Here is an 18193-nt window from a genome sequence, read left to right as displayed (position 1 = left end):
GCAAGTATAAACCCGTAATGTCAAGCGGCACATTGCCGCATATCAATGATGAGCGCGAAAGCTGCATAATTAAGAAATGAAAACCATCATTTTCTTAAATAGTGCTGGGAGATTAATATGGAAGATGTTTTAATCCTGGGGATTGAGACTTCCTGTGATGAAACCGCGGCGGCTATTGTAAAAAACGGTCAAGAGATTATATCCAATGTGGTTAATTCGCAGGTGCCGGTCCACCAGCAGTTCGGCGGAGTCGTGCCAGAGGTGGCATCCCGCAAACATATCGAAAATATAGCCGTGGTAGTTGATGCGGCTTTTCAGCAAGCTGGATTGAATTATCATGACATTGACGCAGTAGCTGTCACTAATATGCCGGGATTGATTGGGGCTTTGTTGGTAGGGGTATCGTTTGCCAAGGCTTTTGCTTATGGGATAGAACGTCCTCTGATTGCAGTAAACCACCTGCGAGGTCATATTTACGCCAATTTCCTGGAGCATAATAATATAGAATTTCCCGCCGTCTGCCTGGTGGTTTCCGGCGGGCACAGTAGTATTCTTTGGATGCCTGATGATGATACCCTGGAAGTGATTGGTGAAACAAGGGATGACGCCGCAGGGGAGGCCTTTGACAAGGTGGCGCGTTTCCTGGGCCTGGGCTATCCAGGGGGCCCGGCTGTCCAAAAGGCTGCTGCACAGGGTGATCCCAACAAAGTAGTATTGCCCAGAGTATTTCTGGACCGCAGTGATTATGAGTTCAGCTTCAGCGGCCTTAAAACCGCAGCTATGAATGAATGGAAAAAGGCCGAGAAAAGAGGAACAGCTACGGTATATGACATGGCCGCCAGTTTTCAAGCTGCCCTGGTGGATGTCCTGGCTGAAAAGACAATTCGGGCGGCAAGACAGTACCGGGCTAAGAGCATATTGCTGGCGGGAGGAGTGGCAGCAAATACGGCCCTGCGCCTGCAGTTAAAACAAAGGTCCCAGGAACAGCCCTTTAGTCTGTATTATCCTTCGCTTTCGTTGTGTACGGATAATGCGGCCATGATCGCCGGCAGCGCCTACGCTTCTTTTATTAAAGGGTACTTTGCTCCCCTTACTTTAAATGCTCAACCCGGCCAGGGGTCCCTGTGAAAATTCACTGTGATAATGTGGATAAGTCTGTTGATAATTAATTTTAGGCACTTTCAGCGATTGGTCTGTAATCCCCGCTGGTCCCGGTTTTGAATAGGATAGGGCTGTATATCTGCAAAGTTGCCCTGTGGATAAAAAATAACTGAATTTAACGGATAATTTACAAATAATTAGGTAAAACGGAGGGACGGTTTTGCAACCAGTTTTATGGCAGTTGGGACCATAAAAATATTTTCCTGGGGATTTATGCTGGCCCTGGCGGTGTTAATAGCTATTATAGGTATAGGGCGTTGTTTGGAGCGGGAAGGCTTTAAACGCGAGATCGCGGCAGACCTTATTTTGCTGTGTGTAGTCGGCGGAGTACTCGGGGGAAGAATCGCTTATATAATCACCTATGAATGGATTGATTTTATACGTAATCCCCTGGCGGTTTTATCATTGCACGGAGAAGGAATCAGGGGTCTGGTTTGGTACGGCTCCCTGGCGGGGGGGCTGCTGCCTTTTGTCGTATATTTGCGCCGCAAGGAATTATCTTTTTGGGCTATGGCCGATATTTTTGCGCCTTTTTTGGCTTTGGGCTATGCTATAGTCCGCATCGGCTGCTTCCTGAATGGCTGCTGCTACGGAGCCATAACCTCCTCTAAATGGGGTGTGGTATTTCCTGCAGTCGATGGCTTTTACCGTTATCCTACCCAGCTGTACAGTTCTGCGCTTAATCTGGTGCTGTTTGCGATCTTGTTCTGGCTTTACCCGCGGCGCAGATTTAACGGGCAGGTCTTTACGGTTTATATTATCGGGTATGCCCTATATCGATTTATCGTGGAGTTTTTTAGAGACAGTCTCATAATGATAGGCGTACTTTCTCTGGGGCAAGTCTATACTCTGATTCTGTTACTGCTGGGGATAGCCTTGTATTACTACCTGCAAGCCCGTTATAAGAAAGGTCTGTAGTTTAATGGATGTTACTATAACTGATGTGCGGAAGGCTCTGCGCAGACAGATACAGGATGCCAGGGATAAATTGAGCCCAGAGGAAACAGCGGTTCGCAGCGCCAGGATTACGGCGCGGCTGGAAGAACTGCAGCCCATTAAAAATGCTCGGGTTATTATGGGCTTCAGCAGCATAAAGAACGAAGTAACCCTGGCGGCCTTTTTAGAAAAACTGCAGGGGCAGGGAAAGATTATTTTGCTTCCCCGGGTGGAAGAGAATGGGATAATGAATGCTGTCCAACTGCAAAGTTTCAAAGATACACAGACAAATGCCTGGGGGATAAAGGAACCTGCAGGAAGTCCCTATGATCCGCGATTAATTGACGTGGTATTGGTTCCGGGACTCGCTTTTGACCTGCAGGGATATCGTTTGGGATACGGAAGGGGCTATTATGACCGTTTCCTGCCCAGGCTTCGGCCTGATGCTTTTATTTGCGGGATATGTTACGGGTTTCAGATTGTGAATGATACATATCCTCAGGAACATGATGTGCCAGTCAATTGGCTCGTTAGCGATAGCCAGGAATAACCGTGAATCCGGACTTTTTTCCATAAACTGCTCCGGGTTGCTATTTATATGCTGATTTGTTGCGATTATCTAGAAAGCAAACATTCTGTAAACAATTGTCGAGCCTGTACTGCTGTTGTATAATGAATACTGTAATAAGAACTCCGATTTAGCTCACCTAAGGTTATAAGCGCTATGGTGGGTTAAACGTTAGGGTATACAGGGAAACTGGTATGCCTCCCTTTGGAAAGGAGTCTGTATATCTCTGAAACACTGCTCCCTTTCCAGGGAGTTTGATTATTTTTTGGGAGGTTATTTACTATGTCTGAAAAAATCGATAAAGAACAATTGGTACAAAAACTCAAGGAAACGTATCCCGGAGGGCGTATAAGCTGCACCGAGGCGAGAGAACTGGCGGAAAAACTGAATGTTGATCCGGGCGATATCGGTAAGGCTTGTAATGAAGCGAAAATAAAGATCTTTGCTTGCGAGCTGGGTTGTTTTTAGAATTAGAGAACGCGGACTATAACGACTTGTTATGAGATCTGTTAATCTTACGTTGTTTATATTTGCCGTGTTTTCTATTGTATAGTGCTCTGCGTTGTTTTGTTACCGGGGAGAGGGATGTAGATATGAGGGACAGGTTTGAACGAGAAATTAATTACTTGCGCATCTCAATAACAGACAGGTGCAACCTGCGCTGCCGCTATTGCATGCCCGAGGACGGCGTGGAGAAGATGGAGCACAGCTCTATTTTAAACCTGGAAGAAATGGCGCGGCTGGTTAATGTGGCTGCCCAGGCCGGCATACACAAAGTAAGGCTTACAGGGGGAGAGCCTCTGGTGAGACGCAATATAAGCCAGTTAATACGTTATATAGCGGGATTGTCCGAAATTGACGACATAGGCATCACTACCAACGGGATTTTGTTTGGCGCTGTGGCTGAAGAACTGCAGCAGGCCGGGTTAAAACGGGTTAATTTCAGCTTGGACAGCCTTAAATCAGAGCGTTTCAGATATTTAACCAGGTGCGGCGATCTTGAAGCAGTAAAAAAATCAATATTTAAAGCGATTGATTTGAATATGCATCCGGTAAAAATCAATACGGTTATTATTGGACAATTTAATGATGATGAAATTCTTGATTTTGCCGATCTGGCTTACAATTACCCGGTGCATATACGATTCATAGAATTTATGCCGGTTGGAGACCTGCGCTTCTGGAAAAAGGAACGGGTAGTCAGCAGCGAAGAGATCAAAAGCCGGATTGAGAGCAGGTATAAACTGATAACCGCAAGAAGGATTGCCGGCAATGGCCCGGCTAAATATTATCAAATTGAGAACGGCCAGGGTTCAATAGGATTTATCAGTCCGATGAGCAACCATTTTTGCGGAGAATGTAATCGTATCCGTTTGACCGCTGATGGTCGTCTGCGGGCTTGCCTCTATGATAAAACGGAGGTTGACTTAAAAACTCCGCTCCGTAACGGCGCCAGTGATGCTGAACTGCTGGATTTGTTCCGGAAATGCATCAGTAAAAAACCTGCGCATCATGAGATGAGCAGCGGCTGGGGAATTGAGAACGAGCGCAAGATGTATCAAATAGGAGGCTAGCCATGGACTTTACTCATATAAATGAACAGGGCCGGGCACGCATGGTGGATGTGAGCTCCAAGACCGACAGCGAGAGAGTGGCTGTGGCCCGGGCTGTGGTACGGATGCAAAGAAAAACTATAGAATTGATTAAAAGCGGCGGAATTAAAAAGGGTGATGTGCTGGCAGTGGCGCAGGTGGCGGGAATTATGGGCGCGAAACAGACTTCGAATTTGATTCCTATGTGCCACCCTTTGCTTTTAACCTCCGTAAATGTTGAATTTACTATTGATGAAGACAATAACTGTATTTTAATTGAAGCCCAGGTTAAAACTACAGGCAAAACCGGGGTGGAAATGGAGGCTCTCACGGCGGTATCAACGGCGGCCTTGACTGTTTATGACATGTGCAAGGCAGTTGACCGGTGGATGGAGATTACAGAGGTTCAGCTTATGGAAAAAGATGGCGGAAAAAGCGGGCATCTGAAGCGAGAACTTGATTAATATCGAGGTGATATGATGTACCGGGTAGGTATTCTGATTATGAGTGACAAAGGTTCCAAAGGTGAAAGAGAGGATCTTTCCGGGCAGGAGATCAGGCGGGTACTGGGTGAGGCCGCTAAAATTGACTATTATGAGATAGTTCCCGATGAAAAGGACCTGATTATCGATAAATTAATATATGCCTGCGATGAATTAAAACTGGATTTGGTGCTTACCTCGGGAGGAACCGGTTTTTCCAAGCGTGATGTCACGCCTGAAGCCAGCCTGGCGGTTATTGAAAGGATGGTTCCGGGAATTCCTGAAGCCATAAGGGCTTTTGGTATGCAAAAAACCTCGCGGGCTATGTTGTCCCGTGCCGTGGCCGGAATCCGCGGCAATACTTTAATTATTAATCTTCCCGGCAGTGTAAAAGGTGTGCGTGAATCGCTGGAAGCCATAATGGATGCCCTGCCTCATGGCCTGGATATATTGAAAGGTGAGGCTGCCGAATGCGGGCAGGGATAAAAAATAAAAATTTTTGATTTTTAAAGGTATAAATAGAAATAAGGCGTAGCATAATATTAATCGAACATATTGGGCGGATTCCGAGGATTATCTGTGTTGAACAGTCGAGGGGTCTTGCCTAATATTATAGATGTGTATTAGCACTCATGCTCATTGAGTGCTAACAAAATTTTAACTTAACGAAGGGGGTATACCTTTGAAGATCCAACCTTTAGCCGATAAGCTGGTCGTAAAAGTCATTGAACCCGCTGAGGAAAAAACCAAGAGCGGACTTTATGTGCCTGACACCGCCAAGGAGAAGCCTCAGGAAGGCGAAGTAATGGCAGTTGGTCCCGGTGCTATCAATGACAAAGGGGAACGTTTGCCGATGAACGTAGCTGTTGGTGATAAGATCATCTTCTCCAAATATGCCGGCACTGAAATCAAGCTGGATGGCGAAGATTTCCTGATTATGGCCGAACGTGATGTTCTGGGAATTCTGAAATAAGAAAAGGAAAAAGGAGGACTACATAGATGATCTCCAAAGAAATTAAGTTTGGTGAAGAAGCTAGAAGAGCCCTGGAAAGAGGCGTTGATACCCTGGCCAATGCTGTAAAGGTAACCCTGGGACCCAAGGGCCGTAATGTGGTACTGGACCGCAAATTCGGCTCACCTACCATTACCAATGATGGTGTAACCATCGCCCGTGACATAGATCTGGAAGACCCCTGGGAAAACCTGGGCTGCCAGCTTGTTAAAGAAGTTGCTATTAAGACCAATGATGTTGCCGGTGACGGAACCACCACCGCCACGGTATTAGCCCAGGCCATGATTAAAGAAGGTCTGAAGAATGTAGCCGCCGGCGCCAACCCCATGATTATGAGAAAAGGCATTGAAAAGGCTGTTCAAGCTGCCGTAGAAGACATCAAATCTATCAGCAAACCTATCGAATCCAAGGAAGCTATTGCTCAGGTAGCCGCTATTTCCGCTGACGATCCTGATATAGGCGCACTTATCGCTGACGCCATGGAAAAAGTGGGCCGCGACGGTGTTATTACAGTTGAAGAATCCCAGTCAGTAGGAACCTCGCTGGAAGTTGTCGAAGGCATGAGCTTTGACCGTGGTTATATTTCCCATTATATGGTTACCAACGCTGAAAAGATGGAAGCCGTATTGGATGACCCCTATATTCTCATCAGCGACAAAAAACTCACCTCCATTCACGAAGTCCTGCCCGTACTGGAAAAAGTCGTGCAAACCGGCAAGCCTATGCTGCTGATTGCTGAAGAAATTGAAGGCGAAGCTTGGCTACCCTGGTCGTCAACAAACTGAGAGGCACCTTTAACTGTGTAGCCGTAAAAGCTCCGGCTTTTGGCGAAAGAAGAAAGGCTATGCTGGAAGATATAGCTATCCTGACCCGGGGTCAGGTTGCCTCTGAAGACCTGGGTATCAAGCTGGAAAATGTAACTTTGGAGATGCTGGGCCGGGCCCGCCAGGTTGTTGTTAAGAAAGACGAAACCATTATCGTTGACGGCGCCGGTTCTGAGGAAGATGTAAAGGCCCGCATCGCTAATATCAAAACTCAGCTTGAAGAAACCGATTCTGAATATGACAGAGAAAAACTGCAGGAGAGAATGGCTAAATTGTCCGGCGGCGTAGCTATTATTCAAGTGGGTGCAGCTACCGAAACCGAACTCAAGGAAAAGAAGCACCGCATTGAGGATGCCTTGGCCGCCACTAAAGCCGCTGTCGAAGAAGGCATCGTATCCGGCGGAGGTACAGCCCTGATTAACGCTATTAAAGCGGTTGAAGCCATTCAGTCCGAGGGCGATGAAATGACCGGTGTAAAACTGGTTAAGAAAGCTCTGGAAGAGCCTCTGCGTCAGATTGCAAACAATGCCGGCGCTGAAGGTTCGGTAGTAGTAGAAAAGGTTAAGGACAGCCCTGTTGGTATCGGCTACAATGCCCTGACCGGAGCTTATGAAGATATGATCAGTGCCGGTATCATTGACCCGGCCAAGGTAACCCGCTCTGCGGTTCAGAATGCTGCCAGCATCGCGGCTATGGTTCTGACCACTGAGGCAGTGGTAACCGAGATTCCCAATAAGGATGAGATGAAGGCCATGGGCGCCGGTGGTATGGGCGGCATGGGCGGCATGATGTAAGTCAAATAAATTAGGGGCTGCCATAGCGGCAGCCCTTTTTTAGTCTTTAAACTGCCTGGAATTCTGCCAAGAGCTTTTCGAAAATTTTTGCTACAGGCAGGATTTCTTTGATTTTAAATACATTCTTACCGGAAAAGACCACCCCTTCATTGACCAGACCATTACGGGCATTGATTAAGGCCTGCATAATGCAGTAATCTCCGGAACAGTCTTTTAAGCAAGCCGAACACTCGTCCAGAGGGGCATTGCCTTCCTCTATCTCCTTAATAAATTTGTTCTTAATTGCCCGCCCTGGCAATCCTACCGGGCTTTTTATAATCACCACATCTTCTTCTTTAGCCTGCAGGTAAACCTGTTTAAATTCATCGGCTACAGAACATTCTTCACTCAAGACAAAACGGGTAGCCATCTGTACGCCGCTGGCTCCCAGATTGATCATTTCCGCCATATCTTTTCCGTCTACAATACCCCCGGCCGCAATGACCGGAATTTTTACCGTATCTAAAATCTCCGGGAGGATCTCCTTGATAGAGCGATCAGTTCCCAAATGTCCCCCGGCTTCAAAACCTTCGGCCACCACCGCCGCTGCGCCCGACTTTTCCGCCAGGCGCGCCGCTTTAGCCGAAGAGACTATTGGCACTATGGGAGTGTTGCTTTCCATACCCCAGCGGAAAATGTCGCGGGAAAAACCAGCGCCGGTAAAAATCAAATCGATTTTTTCTTTTATCGATGTGTGTACAAGCTCCGCAAACTGGCGCGCGGCAAACATAATGTTTACTCCAATAATGCCGCCTTCAGCCAGTTTGCGGGCGGCCTGTATCTCTTGAGCCAATTCAGCGGGACTTAACCCTGTAGCCCCAATAGTACCTATTCCGCCATTTTTAGCTACCGCTCCTGATAATGAAGCCGTGGAAACCCTAACGGCCATTCCCCCTTGGATGATGGGATAGCGGGGTTTTAAGTCTGCGATTTGTAATACGGGCAGCTGCATCATAATCCTCCCTGTTGATTTCACGCGGATGGTTCTTGCGTTTTCGTCTATTATTTGCGTATTTATCATGGTAAATACTTTAACACAAAACAGCAAAAATGCATGAATATTTTGAAAATTAAACCCAAATTAAAAGGCGTCCGGTAATCCGAACGCCTTTTAATAAGGCTTTTTTACAGGTCGTAATACATCTCGAATTCCAAGGGATGAGGTATATCATTTATTCTGCGGGCTTCTTTGCGTTTGTTTTCAATCCATATCTCAATTAAACGCTGGGGGAATACGCCGCCGGCCAGCAGGAATTCATGATCCTTCTCCAGGGCATCCAGGGCTTCGTCAAGGGATTTGGGCAGACCCTTGATTTTAGTTTGTTCTTCTTTGGACAACGTATAGAGATTAACATCATAAGGACCGAAACCTTCGGCAGTCGGGTCGATTTTACGTTTAATGCCGTCCAGGCCTGCCATTAGAATCGCTGAATAAGCCAGGTAGGGATTGCAGGTAGCGTCAGCGGAACGGAATTCAAAGCGCTTCTGATTAGGGCTCTTGGCATAGGCCGGTACTCTAATAACCGCGCTGCGGTTGGCAGTGGCAAAACAAACGCTTACCGGGGCTTCATAACCGGGAATCAAACGCTTGTAGGAGTTGGTGCTGGGATTGGTAAAGGCCAATACAGCCGGCGCGTGCTTTAATACCCCGCCAATAAAATTCAAGGCTTTTTTGCTTAAACCGGAATAACCTTTTTCATCATGGAAAATCGGTTTGCCGTTTTTAAACAGGTGCATATGCACATGCATACCGCTGCCCGCTTCGCCAAATAAAGGTTTAGGCATAAAGGTAACGGTTTTGCCTTCCTGGAAGGCCAGGTTTTTTATAAGGTATTTGGCCAGCATGGTTTTATCGGCCATTTCCCGCATTGGCCCAAATTCCACTTCGATTTCCAGCTGCCCGGGGCCGCCCACTTCATGGTGGTGATACTTGACCGGAATATTGTTTTCTTCCAATAAAACACACATGCGGGATCTCAGGTCATAGAGAATATCCTGGGGCGGTCCGATATGATAGCCGCCCTTTAAGGGAATCTTATACCCCAGGTTTTGAAATTCGTTTTCACCGCCATTCCAGATGGCCTGTTCAGCATCGATACTGAAACCGGTGCGATGCGGTGAGTTTTCATAAGTAACATGGTCAAATACATAAAATTCGTATTCCGGTCCGATACGCATCTCATCGGCTATACCGGTCGATTTCATATATTCTTCCGCTTTAAAAGCTATGGAACGGGGGTCCTGTTCAAAACGATAATTCTCCGGCTGCGCGATAACGAATACATCGCCAATCATGCTCAGGGTAGGAACTTCAGTGAAGGGATCGAAAACAGCGGTCGTAATATCGGGAATAAATACCATATCGCTGTTTTCCACGGGAGCGAAACCGTAATTGGAACCATCAAATCCTATACCGTATCTCAGGGTATCAGGTTTGAAGCGGCCTACGGGAATCCCGAGGTGGCGCCACCGGCCCATCAGGTCGATCATTTTAAAATCGATCATCTGTATGCCGTGTTCCTTACAAAAACTCATCACATCATCATAGGTCTTAAACACTCTTATATAAGCCTCCTTTGCCTTATACAATATTCCTGCAAATTATATCAAATCCAATATCCGGGGTAAAGAATATATAGTTCAGTATACAAGTATACAATAAACCAAACCTCTGTATGCGGCTTAATAACACCAGCAGTTGAATGGAATAAAATGCTATCATCAGGCGGTAATATATTAATTCTGCTTCTAATAATATATATTACCACAGGGCAAACGACAGTAAAAAATGAAGGCGGATTGGGCATTTAACCTCCAACAGGAGACTGCGGGGAGTGAGGAAGATCAATAAAAAATGGGTTGCAGTGATAGTTCTGGTTCTTATAGTTGGAACAACGATTTTATCATTGGATAAAATTAGAGATTATTATGTCAAATCCAAATTAGAACCACAAACTGAATTATTAAAAGCCAGTCAAAACATGGCAGCAGCTAAGAGTTATAGATACAGCTTAAGTTCAGACTTTACTGTTGAAGGCAGGAAGGAGGTGATAAGTCGGGTAGCAGGTGAAAAGGATGAAGGAAATACGCATATAAAGGGGGAGATGGTTAACACACCTGTAGATATCTATTATATCGACCGCATTATCTATAATTACGATTCTTTTTCCAAACACTGGCTGGAAATAGATAGTGGAACCGATAAAGCCGAAGAATTATTTATTTCCGAACTGAATCCCCTTTCTAATTTCAGATTTAAAGAAATTAATAATGTGGAGAAAAGCGGCTTTGAGTTCGTGGATGGTGCGGAATGTCTGGTGGTTAAGTGCAAGCCCACGGTGGAAAGCCAGTTGCTGGAGACACTGTGGAAGGATTTTGAGTATCGATTTTGGATTGATTACCGGGAAGGCTTTATAAAAAAAGCCAGTTTGAATGCTGTAAACAAAAAGATGCCCAAAACCGTTTTGCATATATCGGTGGGTTTTAAAGATCTAAATGAAAAGATTCAAATCAAAGCGCCAAATACGAGTAAAAAGAATTAGTTGGCCACGGGGGTCTTCGGACCCCCGTTTTTTAATGTATTAGGTAAAATATTTTGCATAAGGCTGTAGTACCCGCAGGGAGAATTTGTTTTGTCTGCCCATCTGAGCTACACCATAATTGCACCCGGCCTGACTTGTTGATATAATCCAATAGGGAGGGATAGACGTTGGATTTATTGCAAGTAGAAGTGTTATTTAACCGTGAACAATTACACCAAAAGGTAGTGGAAATGGGCCAAAAGATATCCGAGGATTATCGCGGCCGAGAGCTGCTGGTTGTCGGTATATTAAAAGGTGCTTTTGTGTTCATGGCTGATTTAATTCGTGAAATAGATGTACCGATGGAATTGGATTTTATGGATGTTTCCAGCTATGGTCTTTCTACTTCTTCCTCGGGTGAAGTGCGCATTGTAAAGGACCTGGAATATTCCATTAAGGACCGCGATGTGCTGATAGTGGAAGATATAATTGACACCGGCCTTACATTAAAATATATTGTTGAGAACTTAAAAACCCGCAATCCGCGCAGTGTTAAAATCGCTTGTTTGCTGGACAAACCCACCCGGCGTAAAACAGAAATCTTTCCGGATTATGTTGGTTTCTCCATCCCAGATAAATTTGTGGTGGGCTATGGCTTAGATTATGCGGAGCAGTACCGACATTACCCGGCGGTATGTATTTTGAAACCAGCCGTATATGAAAAATCGAGGTGAAAAATGGATAAAGAACTGGTAATAGTCCTGGATTTCGGCGGGCAGTACAATCAGCTCATAGCCCGGCGGGTCCGGGAACTCGCAGTTTACAGTGAAATGCATCCCTATGATATCAGTTATGAGGAATTGCTGGCTAAAAATCCCCGGGCGATAATTTTAACCGGCGGCCCGGCCAGTGTGCATGAAAAAGACGCTCCGGCCTGTGATGAGCGTTTTTTTAAAATGGGCATTCCGGTTCTGGGAATATGTTATGGCATGCATGCAATGGCGCAGATTTTGGGGGGAAGGGTTGCTGCCCATGAGGCCATGCGGGAGTATGGGCGGGCCTATTTAAACCCTGCCGGTAATGATCTGCTTTTTGACGGGCTGCCGGATGAAATGCAGGTTTGGATGAGTCATGGTGACTCGGTGCAGGAATTGCCTGCAGGATTCAGCGTTACTGCCAAAACTGCTGCATGCCCGGTGGCCGCCATGGCAAACCCTGAAAAAAAATTGTACGGCGTACAGTTTCACCCCGAAGTACGGCACAGCACCTATGGAATGGATGTCCTGCGCAACTTTCTGTTTAAGGTGGCTGGTTTAAAGGGCGACTGGGACTTAAGTGATTTTATCAGTGAAATTGTCAATGATATTAAAAGCAAAGTCGGCAATAAAAGGGTTCTGTGCGCCTTGAGCGGGGGAGTAGATTCTTCGGTAGCTGCGGCTCTGGTGCACCGGGCGGTGGGTTCGCAGCTGGTTTGTGTATATGTTGACAATGGTCTGATGCGCAAAGGCGAATCGGAACAGGTTATAAAAACCTTCCATGAAAAAATGGGCATGAACCTGGTTTTCGTTCCCGCTGCGGAGCGTTTTTTAAACCGGCTGGCAGGAGTGGCCGATCCGGAAGAAAAACGTAAAATTATTGGTGAGGAATTCATCCGGGTTTTTGAAGCGGAAAAAGCTAAACTGGGAGAAATCGATTATCTGGTTCAAGGCACCATTTACCCGGATGTAATTGAAAGCGGCACCCGCACCGCGCATACCATAAAGAGCCATCACAACGTAGGGGGCTTGCCGGAGGATATGGAATTTTCATTGCTGGAACCTTTGCGTCTCCTTTTCAAGGATGAGGTAAGAATTATAGGCGAGAAACTGGGTATGGACGCAGAGCTTATCTGGCGGCAGCCCTTTCCCGGTCCCGGTTTGGGAGTCAGAGTCCTGGAAGAGGTTACGGCTGAAAAATTGGAGATTCTCCGGGAAGCTGATGCCATAGTACGGGAAGAGATTAAAAAAGCCGGACTTGATTGCGAGATCTGGCAGGCCTTTGCCGTTTTGCCTCCGGTGCGCAGTGTAGGCGTAATGGGGGACGCGCGCACTTATGCCCATCCTATCATAATCCGGGCGGTGGTAAGCATGATGCTATGACCGCCGAGTGGGCGCGTTTGCCCTATGAACTTTTAGATATTATGGCTCGTCGCATAGTTAATGAGGTGCGGGGAGTAAACCGGGTGGTATACGATATTACCAGCAAACCGCCGGGAACGATAGAGTGGGAATAATAAAAGCCAAAGGGGTGCAGGAGCACCCCTTTGGTATCAGATCTTTTCCCACACCTGATGACGAATAAATATGTCCAGCAGGTCTCCGTCCAGCTGCTGGTCTTTGACCATGAAGCCCAGGATCTTTAAGGCCTGTTCCAGAGGCATGGCCTTTTTATAAGGCCTATCATCGGCGGTCAGGGCATCAAACACATCCACCAGGGCCAGTATACGTCCTTCTATAGGGATCTGTTCCCCGGCCAAACCGTTAGGATAACCTTTACCGTTCAAATGTTCATGATGGATAGAAGCAAAATAAGGAACATCTTTTAACTTCAAGGTAAAAGGCATCTTATCAAGCATACGGCCGGTCACTACCACGTGATCTTCCATGATCTTGCGTTCCTCATCTGTCAATGTGCCTTTAACCACACAGAGACAATGCAGTTCTTCGTCTTTAAGCCAGGGGAGCTCCCGACCGGTGGGGTCAATGTAGGTGCGAACAGCCACCTCTTTAATACGGTCCTGCAGTTCTTTATCCACGAAAGTAGCCGGGTTATCCATTTTTAATATAAGATCCCGCGCTTCTTCCAGAGCCTGGCGCTCTTGCTCCCACCATTTTTCAACATCTTCAATCTGTTCGCAGCCTGACTGCATGGCGTTAAGTTTGCGTTCCAGGTATTGATTGCGCAGCTCGGCATAGATATAGTCAAAACGCTGCATCACCAGTTCAAGCTGGCGTTCTATACGGCTGGCTTTATCCATGACTTCAAGCGGGGTGGCGATTTTGCCTATATCGTGCAGCCAGCCTGCCATAACCAACTGCGCCACCCGTTCTTCATCAAAGTATTCACTGCCCCAGCGGCCTTCGTTTTCTTTATCCACCGCCTGCGCCAGTTGCCCGGCTAAAAGCGCCACCCGCCGGGAGTGGTTGGCATTGTAGGGGGTGCGTGAGTCGATGGCGGTGGCCATTACATCCACGAAAGAATTAAACAGGTTTTCGATATCACGCAAAAGCTGGATATTGGTCAGGAATATCGCGGCCTGGGAGGCCAGAGAAGCCACCACTTTTTCATAGTGCTGGGCAAAGGGAATCAAATTACCATCTTCGTCAGTGGCGTTTATAAGCTGCAGTACGCCGATGACAGTTCCCTCATGGTTTTCCAAGGGTATGACCAGCATGGACAGGGTACGGTAACCGGTGGCTTCATCAAATTTCTTTGGTCCAGAAAAATCGAATTCTTCAGCGTGATAAACATCGGGTATGTTTACCCTCATATGGGTAAGAGCTACAAAAGCAGAAACGTTTTCCATACGCAAAGGAACAGGGGGCAGGTTTATTTCTTCACCCTGCCCCCCCCGAAAGGTGTTCATGCTTTCATTCTGCATGATTTTAAAAACCAGTTTATCACCATCGCAAAGGTATAAGGTTCCGGCATCAGCCGGGTTATTCTCCTGGCTTCACTTACTATCATTTCTAACAGACGATTCTTATCCTTTTCCGCAGAAAGCGCTATGCCGATGTTTAAAATGTCTTCCATTTGCTGGAGAATCTCCGGGGTAACCGTTTTCACAGAGCTATCACCATTCCTTCACGGGCGGCAACGCAGTCTGAATAGCGTTTGCGGGCATCTTTTTCAATTGTCTCCATATCTTTATCATTGTGAAAATTGGCATGGTGAAACAGTACCAATTTCTTAGCCTCAGCTGCTTCAATGAGTTTGATACCTTCCTGCCAGGTTGAATGACCCCAGCCTTTTTTAGTAGGGTAGCCTTCATAGCCATGATATTCATCATCAGTAAAATGAGTATCGTATATTACCAGATCGGCTTGGGAAATAAAAGATTTGATATCAGGATCTATATATTCATAGTGCTCGGTATCGGTAACATAACAAACCGAGCGTCCTTCGTGATCAACACGATAAGATATGCCTCCATTGGGATGGTTGTTATGTACGGTTCTAATGCGGACGCCGTTTCCCAGGTCCAGATCCTCCCCGCTGTCAAGCTCGCAAAAATCAATGCCTGCCCCCATTGAATCGAGACTGACAGGAAAATGTTGATAAACCATTTGACCTTTCATAAGTTCGGCAAAAGTATTATCTGTTTTGGCCGGACCATATAGAGTAAAACGGTTCCCGGGTATAAAAGCCGGGCTGAAAAAGGGAAAACCCTGGATGTGGTCCCAGTGGGTATGGGTGATAAAAATATCGCCCTTAACAGGAGCTGGATTTTTGACAAGCTGTTGGCCAAGTTTGTATATTCCGGTACCTCCGTCAAAAATAATAAGCTGCTCGCCGATTTGTACCTGTACGCAGGAAGTATTGCCGCCAAAACGAATGGTTTCTGCGCCGGGTACCGGCAGTGAACCTCTGACTCCCCAAAAGGTAACCTGAAAGCTTTCTTTGGGCATTAATCCACCTCTCTTTCCAATATTCCCTTTGCCAAATCATAGCATAATATCAATACAATGACTATATTCAGCACGGGACTTTATGGGGCAATAATATCCTCATTCCTGGCAAACGGGTCAGATGTGGAGTAATGACCCAACAGGCTTTCCTGTTTTTGATTATTAATCAATATCTGTACTTTATCTATACCTTTTAGTTCTGTCAGGCTGTTAACCAGCGAAAAAATGGTCATGGTTTCACCGGCGCTGCCCCCCCAGTGTTTGGTCACCATTTCTTCACTGAAGTTAACATAGGCGGTTGAATTCTGAATTTTTAAAGACAGCAAACGGGCTTCAGGAGGGATGGTCTTTTGCAATTTCTTATTCTGCGGGCCTTTTATCAGTTCTTTTACTATAGCTTCAGCTAAAACGGCAGTGCTGCTCGAGCGCGGTATTTCTATTATGCGTTTTTCCGCGGCAACCTTTTCGGCTTGCTCGTCGCCAAAGTATAGAACAACGCTCTTTTTAACTTTGGTTTCCGCAATGGGGTTTTCTTTCCCGGTTCCTTTATCTGCTGAATCTTTTCCTGATGAACAGCCTCCCAGCAAAACAGTCACAAATAAAAGCAGTAGAACGATGGTGAATGATTTTTTATACGCATAATTTCTGCCCTTCTTTCGCATGAGATATTGTCTTAATTATAAACCGTGGAACAAACCAGAAATCAATATATTTATGTAATTCTTGATTAATCAATAGTTGTGTGTTGATCAGCTTATAAAGGAGGCTGCTGACGGATAGAATCTTAATATGAAAAAATAAAACATCAGGGGGAAGACGTGGAGCAGTATATAAAGGAAATGGCCGCTGAACTGTTATACAGATTGGAACAATTGGAAAAGGACAGCGATTTAGACCAGCTGGTGATGCTGGAAGAAGACGGGCTGCGTTCTGAAGCTTTGTTAATCCAAAACGAGCTGAAAAAACTTAAAGAGAAATTATCGGGCCTGATGTAAATTTTACAGGCAACGCTGGGGAGACAAGCAATTATTGTAATAATAGGTTATAGTGTTCACAGGGGGGGTTAAAATGTCAGATCGTTTATCCAGCCAGCCTTTTTTGAACATGCTCGGCAATTCTGGTCAAGAACTTATACAGCATTTTTCCCGCAGCATGTTTCTGGGAGTGGGGTCGGATTACCACCACAGCCATCGCTTCTGGGAAAAGGTAGAGCGGCGGCAGGTAGACAGCCTGGAGAACAGACACGAGCCATTCTGTAATGAAAACCGTCATCATGACCTGGATATCATATCTGCCTTTGGCAGCAGTACTCCTAAGTCTAATAACTATCTCCTGCATTTCGCTCCCGGCTGGGACAGCAACCTGCATAAGACCCCGGTGCTGTTGGTTCACGGGGCCGGCCTTGATGCTACTTCATTTACTGATCTGTTCGCTATGGGTTACACCGGGCTGCAGCAGCAGCTTATCGCTATGGGTTACCGGGTTTTTGCTGTCACTTTTTCTCATCTTCATGGTGATAATTATGTACAGGCTGAACAGCTGGCTGATGCCATAGCCAGGGTGAAAGAGGCAACAGGTCAGAATAAAGTCAATCTGGTAGCTCACAGTAAAGGCGGGATGGCGGCTCGGATATACCTGTGCGGTCTGGCCCACACTCCTTATCAGGATGATGTGAACCGTTATATAATGCTGGGTACTCCTAACCTGGGAGTGGATTTCACCTTTCGCAACCCGCTGGTTAATTACTTGATTTATACTTCATCATCAAGCGGAGTAATGGCCTGGGATCGTTTGATGGTTTTTGGGGCGATGGTTGATGTAACTTCTCGGGCTATTTATAAGGATGGTTGTTTCCCTGGACAGAGCCAGATGCTGTACCGTTGGGACGGAGAGTACGGCATTGATCCCATGCAGCCAGACTGGTGGACCACATATTACGGGGGGGCCGGGTTATTCAGTCATTCACGCGGCATTAATCAAGCTATTGCTGACGGCGGCAATATGATAGAAGTTTTAAACCGCCATGGACTGCCCCCTGAGATTGAGTTTTCGGTCCTGGCTGGCAGCAAGCACTTGTTTCATGGCGTTCCCGGAGATGAAAGCGGCCCGGGCGATGGGCTGGTATTTGTGGACAGCGTTTTCTACACTGACAGTCTGGCGCGGGAAGGGGCCCGGTTAAGAGACAAGTGCGTTTTGCCTGTTAACCACATGCAGCTGCTCTATTCCGAACGGGTATGTCGCTGGGTGGATCTGCAGCTGCAAGAATAATCAGGTAAATTACCCTTTAGCAAGTTGACATGGTAAAGCTGCTTTGTTACTATCATGATGTAAGCTAATAATGCTTAGGAAACGCGAAAGTGTGTCTAGGGTTCCGCATGGCAGGCCATGGACTGGTCCGAGTGGCACAGGTGCGTGAGCACTACACCGTATAGGGATAAAAGCCCAGGCGGGGAGGTTTCGGTTGAGAGATTTCCCGCTCGGGCTTAATTATTTTTAGAGCATCAGCCCAGATGAACATTGGTTTTAATTATCTTTATTTAGTTATTCTATACAAATCTGTGTGTATCTGTAGTAAACGTCCTGATTATAGTTAAGTC

At 46.3% G+C, this 18193-nt stretch carries 17 protein-coding genes, 3 pseudogenes and 1 riboswitch; of the genes and pseudogenes, 14 read left to right on the top strand and 6 right to left on the bottom strand.

Features of this window, described 5'->3' with window-relative positions; genetic code table 11:
- Positions 1–117: 117 nt before the first annotated feature.
- The 9 genes and pseudogenes from tsaD to groL all read left to right on the top strand — a co-directional run bounded on the left by tsaD (position 118) and on the right by groL (position 7369).
- On the top strand, positions 118–1128 hold the full coding sequence (gene tsaD / locus JCM14374_RS01020) for a tRNA (adenosine(37)-N6)-threonylcarbamoyltransferase complex transferase subunit TsaD (protein WP_054692234.1): 1011 nt from the start codon (positions 118–120) through the stop codon (positions 1126–1128).
- Between the two features lie 198 nt (positions 1129–1326).
- Positions 1327–2079 (top strand): annotated as a pseudogene (gene lgt, locus JCM14374_RS01015) (prolipoprotein diacylglyceryl transferase); the annotation flags it as partial.
- A gap of 4 nt (positions 2080–2083) precedes the next feature.
- Entirely contained in the window at positions 2084–2647 is a 564-nt protein-coding gene (locus JCM14374_RS01010) for a 5-formyltetrahydrofolate cyclo-ligase (RefSeq protein WP_054692229.1), read from the top strand.
- Between the two features lie 129 nt (positions 2648–2776).
- A riboswitch (molybdenum cofactor riboswitch) is annotated at positions 2777–2896 on the top strand.
- Between the two features lie 51 nt (positions 2897–2947).
- Positions 2948–3133 carry a hypothetical protein gene (locus tag JCM14374_RS01005; protein ID WP_054692227.1) on the top strand — a complete coding sequence of 62 codons (186 nt, stop codon included), beginning with the start codon at positions 2948–2950 and terminating at the stop codon, positions 3131–3133.
- Between the two features lie 125 nt (positions 3134–3258).
- Positions 3259–4239, top strand: coding sequence for a GTP 3',8-cyclase MoaA (moaA, locus tag JCM14374_RS01000; protein WP_054692223.1), 981 nt, complete (start codon positions 3259–3261; stop codon positions 4237–4239).
- 2 nt (positions 4240–4241) lie between these two features.
- Positions 4242–4721 (top strand): cyclic pyranopterin monophosphate synthase MoaC, encoded by a 480-nt coding sequence (gene moaC / locus JCM14374_RS00995; RefSeq protein ID WP_054692220.1) that lies wholly within the window; start codon positions 4242–4244, stop codon positions 4719–4721.
- 15 nt (positions 4722–4736) lie between these two features.
- Complete coding sequence (locus JCM14374_RS00990) at positions 4737–5225, top strand: MogA/MoaB family molybdenum cofactor biosynthesis protein (protein ID WP_054692217.1); 489 nt, start codon at positions 4737–4739, stop codon at positions 5223–5225.
- A 196-nt stretch (positions 5226–5421) separates the two neighbouring features.
- Positions 5422–5712 carry a co-chaperone GroES gene (gene groES, locus JCM14374_RS00985; protein ID WP_242848751.1) on the top strand — a complete coding sequence of 97 codons (291 nt, stop codon included), beginning with the start codon at positions 5422–5424 and terminating at the stop codon, positions 5710–5712.
- 29 nt (positions 5713–5741) lie between these two features.
- Positions 5742–7369 (top strand): annotated as a pseudogene (gene groL / locus JCM14374_RS00980) (chaperonin GroEL).
- Between the two features lie 46 nt (positions 7370–7415).
- Here the strand turns inward: groL and JCM14374_RS00975 are convergent.
- On the bottom strand, positions 7416–8360 hold the full coding sequence (locus JCM14374_RS00975; protein ID WP_054692211.1) for an NAD(P)H-dependent flavin oxidoreductase: 945 nt from the start codon (positions 8358–8360) through the stop codon (positions 7416–7418).
- Between the two features lie 173 nt (positions 8361–8533).
- A complete protein-coding gene (glnA, locus tag JCM14374_RS00970; RefSeq protein ID WP_369397256.1) occupies positions 8534–9967 on the bottom strand; it encodes a type I glutamate--ammonia ligase in 1434 nt (477 codons plus the stop codon).
- Between the two features lie 275 nt (positions 9968–10242).
- Here glnA and JCM14374_RS00960 point away from each other — a divergent pair, with 275 nt between their 5' ends.
- The 3 genes and pseudogenes from JCM14374_RS00960 to guaA all read left to right on the top strand — a co-directional run bounded on the left by JCM14374_RS00960 (position 10243) and on the right by guaA (position 13201).
- Positions 10243–10950 carry a hypothetical protein gene (locus tag JCM14374_RS00960; RefSeq protein ID WP_054692205.1) on the top strand — a complete coding sequence of 236 codons (708 nt, stop codon included), beginning with the start codon at positions 10243–10245 and terminating at the stop codon, positions 10948–10950.
- A gap of 167 nt (positions 10951–11117) precedes the next feature.
- A complete protein-coding gene (hpt, locus tag JCM14374_RS00955) occupies positions 11118–11663 on the top strand; it encodes a hypoxanthine phosphoribosyltransferase (RefSeq protein ID WP_054692202.1) in 546 nt (181 codons plus the stop codon).
- Positions 11664–11666: 3 nt separating this feature from the next.
- Positions 11667–13201, top strand: a pseudogene (guaA, locus tag JCM14374_RS00950) (glutamine-hydrolyzing GMP synthase).
- A gap of 36 nt (positions 13202–13237) precedes the next feature.
- Here the strand turns inward: guaA and JCM14374_RS00945 are convergent.
- From JCM14374_RS00945 to JCM14374_RS00935, 4 genes are all read right to left on the bottom strand, one after another.
- Entirely contained in the window at positions 13238–14569 is a 1332-nt protein-coding gene (locus JCM14374_RS00945) for an HD domain-containing phosphohydrolase (protein ID WP_278279203.1), read from the bottom strand.
- Complete coding sequence (locus JCM14374_RS13915) at positions 14551–14754, bottom strand: hypothetical protein (protein ID WP_207641557.1); 204 nt, start codon at positions 14752–14754, stop codon at positions 14551–14553. The genes JCM14374_RS00945 and JCM14374_RS13915 overlap by 19 nt, the downstream gene beginning before the upstream one ends.
- Positions 14751–15596, bottom strand: coding sequence for an MBL fold metallo-hydrolase (locus tag JCM14374_RS00940; protein ID WP_054692200.1), 846 nt, complete (start codon positions 15594–15596; stop codon positions 14751–14753). Before JCM14374_RS00940 ends, JCM14374_RS13915 begins: the two co-directional genes overlap by 4 nt.
- Before the next feature lie 80 nt (positions 15597–15676).
- Entirely contained in the window at positions 15677–16258 is a 582-nt protein-coding gene (locus tag JCM14374_RS00935; protein WP_054692195.1) for a GerMN domain-containing protein, read from the bottom strand.
- Between the two features lie 156 nt (positions 16259–16414).
- Between JCM14374_RS00935 and JCM14374_RS13260 the strand changes: the two genes are divergently transcribed.
- Both JCM14374_RS13260 and JCM14374_RS00930 read left to right on the top strand, forming a co-directional pair.
- A complete protein-coding gene (locus JCM14374_RS13260) occupies positions 16415–16591 on the top strand; it encodes a hypothetical protein (RefSeq protein WP_157048885.1) in 177 nt (58 codons plus the stop codon).
- A gap of 73 nt (positions 16592–16664) precedes the next feature.
- Entirely contained in the window at positions 16665–17864 is a 1200-nt protein-coding gene (locus tag JCM14374_RS00930; protein WP_054692193.1) for an esterase/lipase family protein, read from the top strand.
- Positions 17865–18193 lie beyond the last annotated feature (329 nt).

The organism is Syntrophomonas palmitatica JCM 14374, assembly GCF_001311885.1.
GTDB classification, from domain to species: Bacteria; Bacillota; Syntrophomonadia; order Syntrophomonadales; family Syntrophomonadaceae; genus Syntrophomonas_A; species Syntrophomonas_A palmitatica.
This window is presented reverse-complemented; position numbering and strand designations above follow the sequence as displayed.

Coding starts and splice junctions, on each gene's coding strand:
- tsaD (WP_054692234.1), top strand. CDS start 118: ATGGAAGATGTTTTAATCCTGGGGATTGAGACTTCCTGTGATGAAACC.
- JCM14374_RS01010 (WP_054692229.1), top strand. CDS start 2,084: ATGGATGTTACTATAACTGATGTGCGGAAGGCTCTGCGCAGACAGATA.
- JCM14374_RS01005 (WP_054692227.1), top strand. CDS start 2,948: ATGTCTGAAAAAATCGATAAAGAACAATTGGTACAAAAACTCAAGGAA.
- moaA (WP_054692223.1), top strand. CDS start 3,259: ATGAGGGACAGGTTTGAACGAGAAATTAATTACTTGCGCATCTCAATA.
- moaC (WP_054692220.1), top strand. CDS start 4,242: ATGGACTTTACTCATATAAATGAACAGGGCCGGGCACGCATGGTGGAT.
- JCM14374_RS00990 (WP_054692217.1), top strand. CDS start 4,737: ATGTACCGGGTAGGTATTCTGATTATGAGTGACAAAGGTTCCAAAGGT.
- JCM14374_RS00975 (WP_054692211.1), bottom strand. CDS start 8,360: ATGCAGCTGCCCGTATTACAAATCGCAGACTTAAAACCCCGCTATCCC.
- JCM14374_RS00945 (WP_278279203.1), bottom strand. CDS start 14,569: ATGCAGAATGAAAGCATGAACACCTTTCGGGGGGGGCAGGGTGAAGAA.
- JCM14374_RS00940 (WP_054692200.1), bottom strand. CDS start 15,596: ATGCCCAAAGAAAGCTTTCAGGTTACCTTTTGGGGAGTCAGAGGTTCA.
- JCM14374_RS00935 (WP_054692195.1), bottom strand. CDS start 16,258: ATGCGAAAGAAGGGCAGAAATTATGCGTATAAAAAATCATTCACCATC.
- JCM14374_RS00930 (WP_054692193.1), top strand. CDS start 16,665: ATGTCAGATCGTTTATCCAGCCAGCCTTTTTTGAACATGCTCGGCAAT.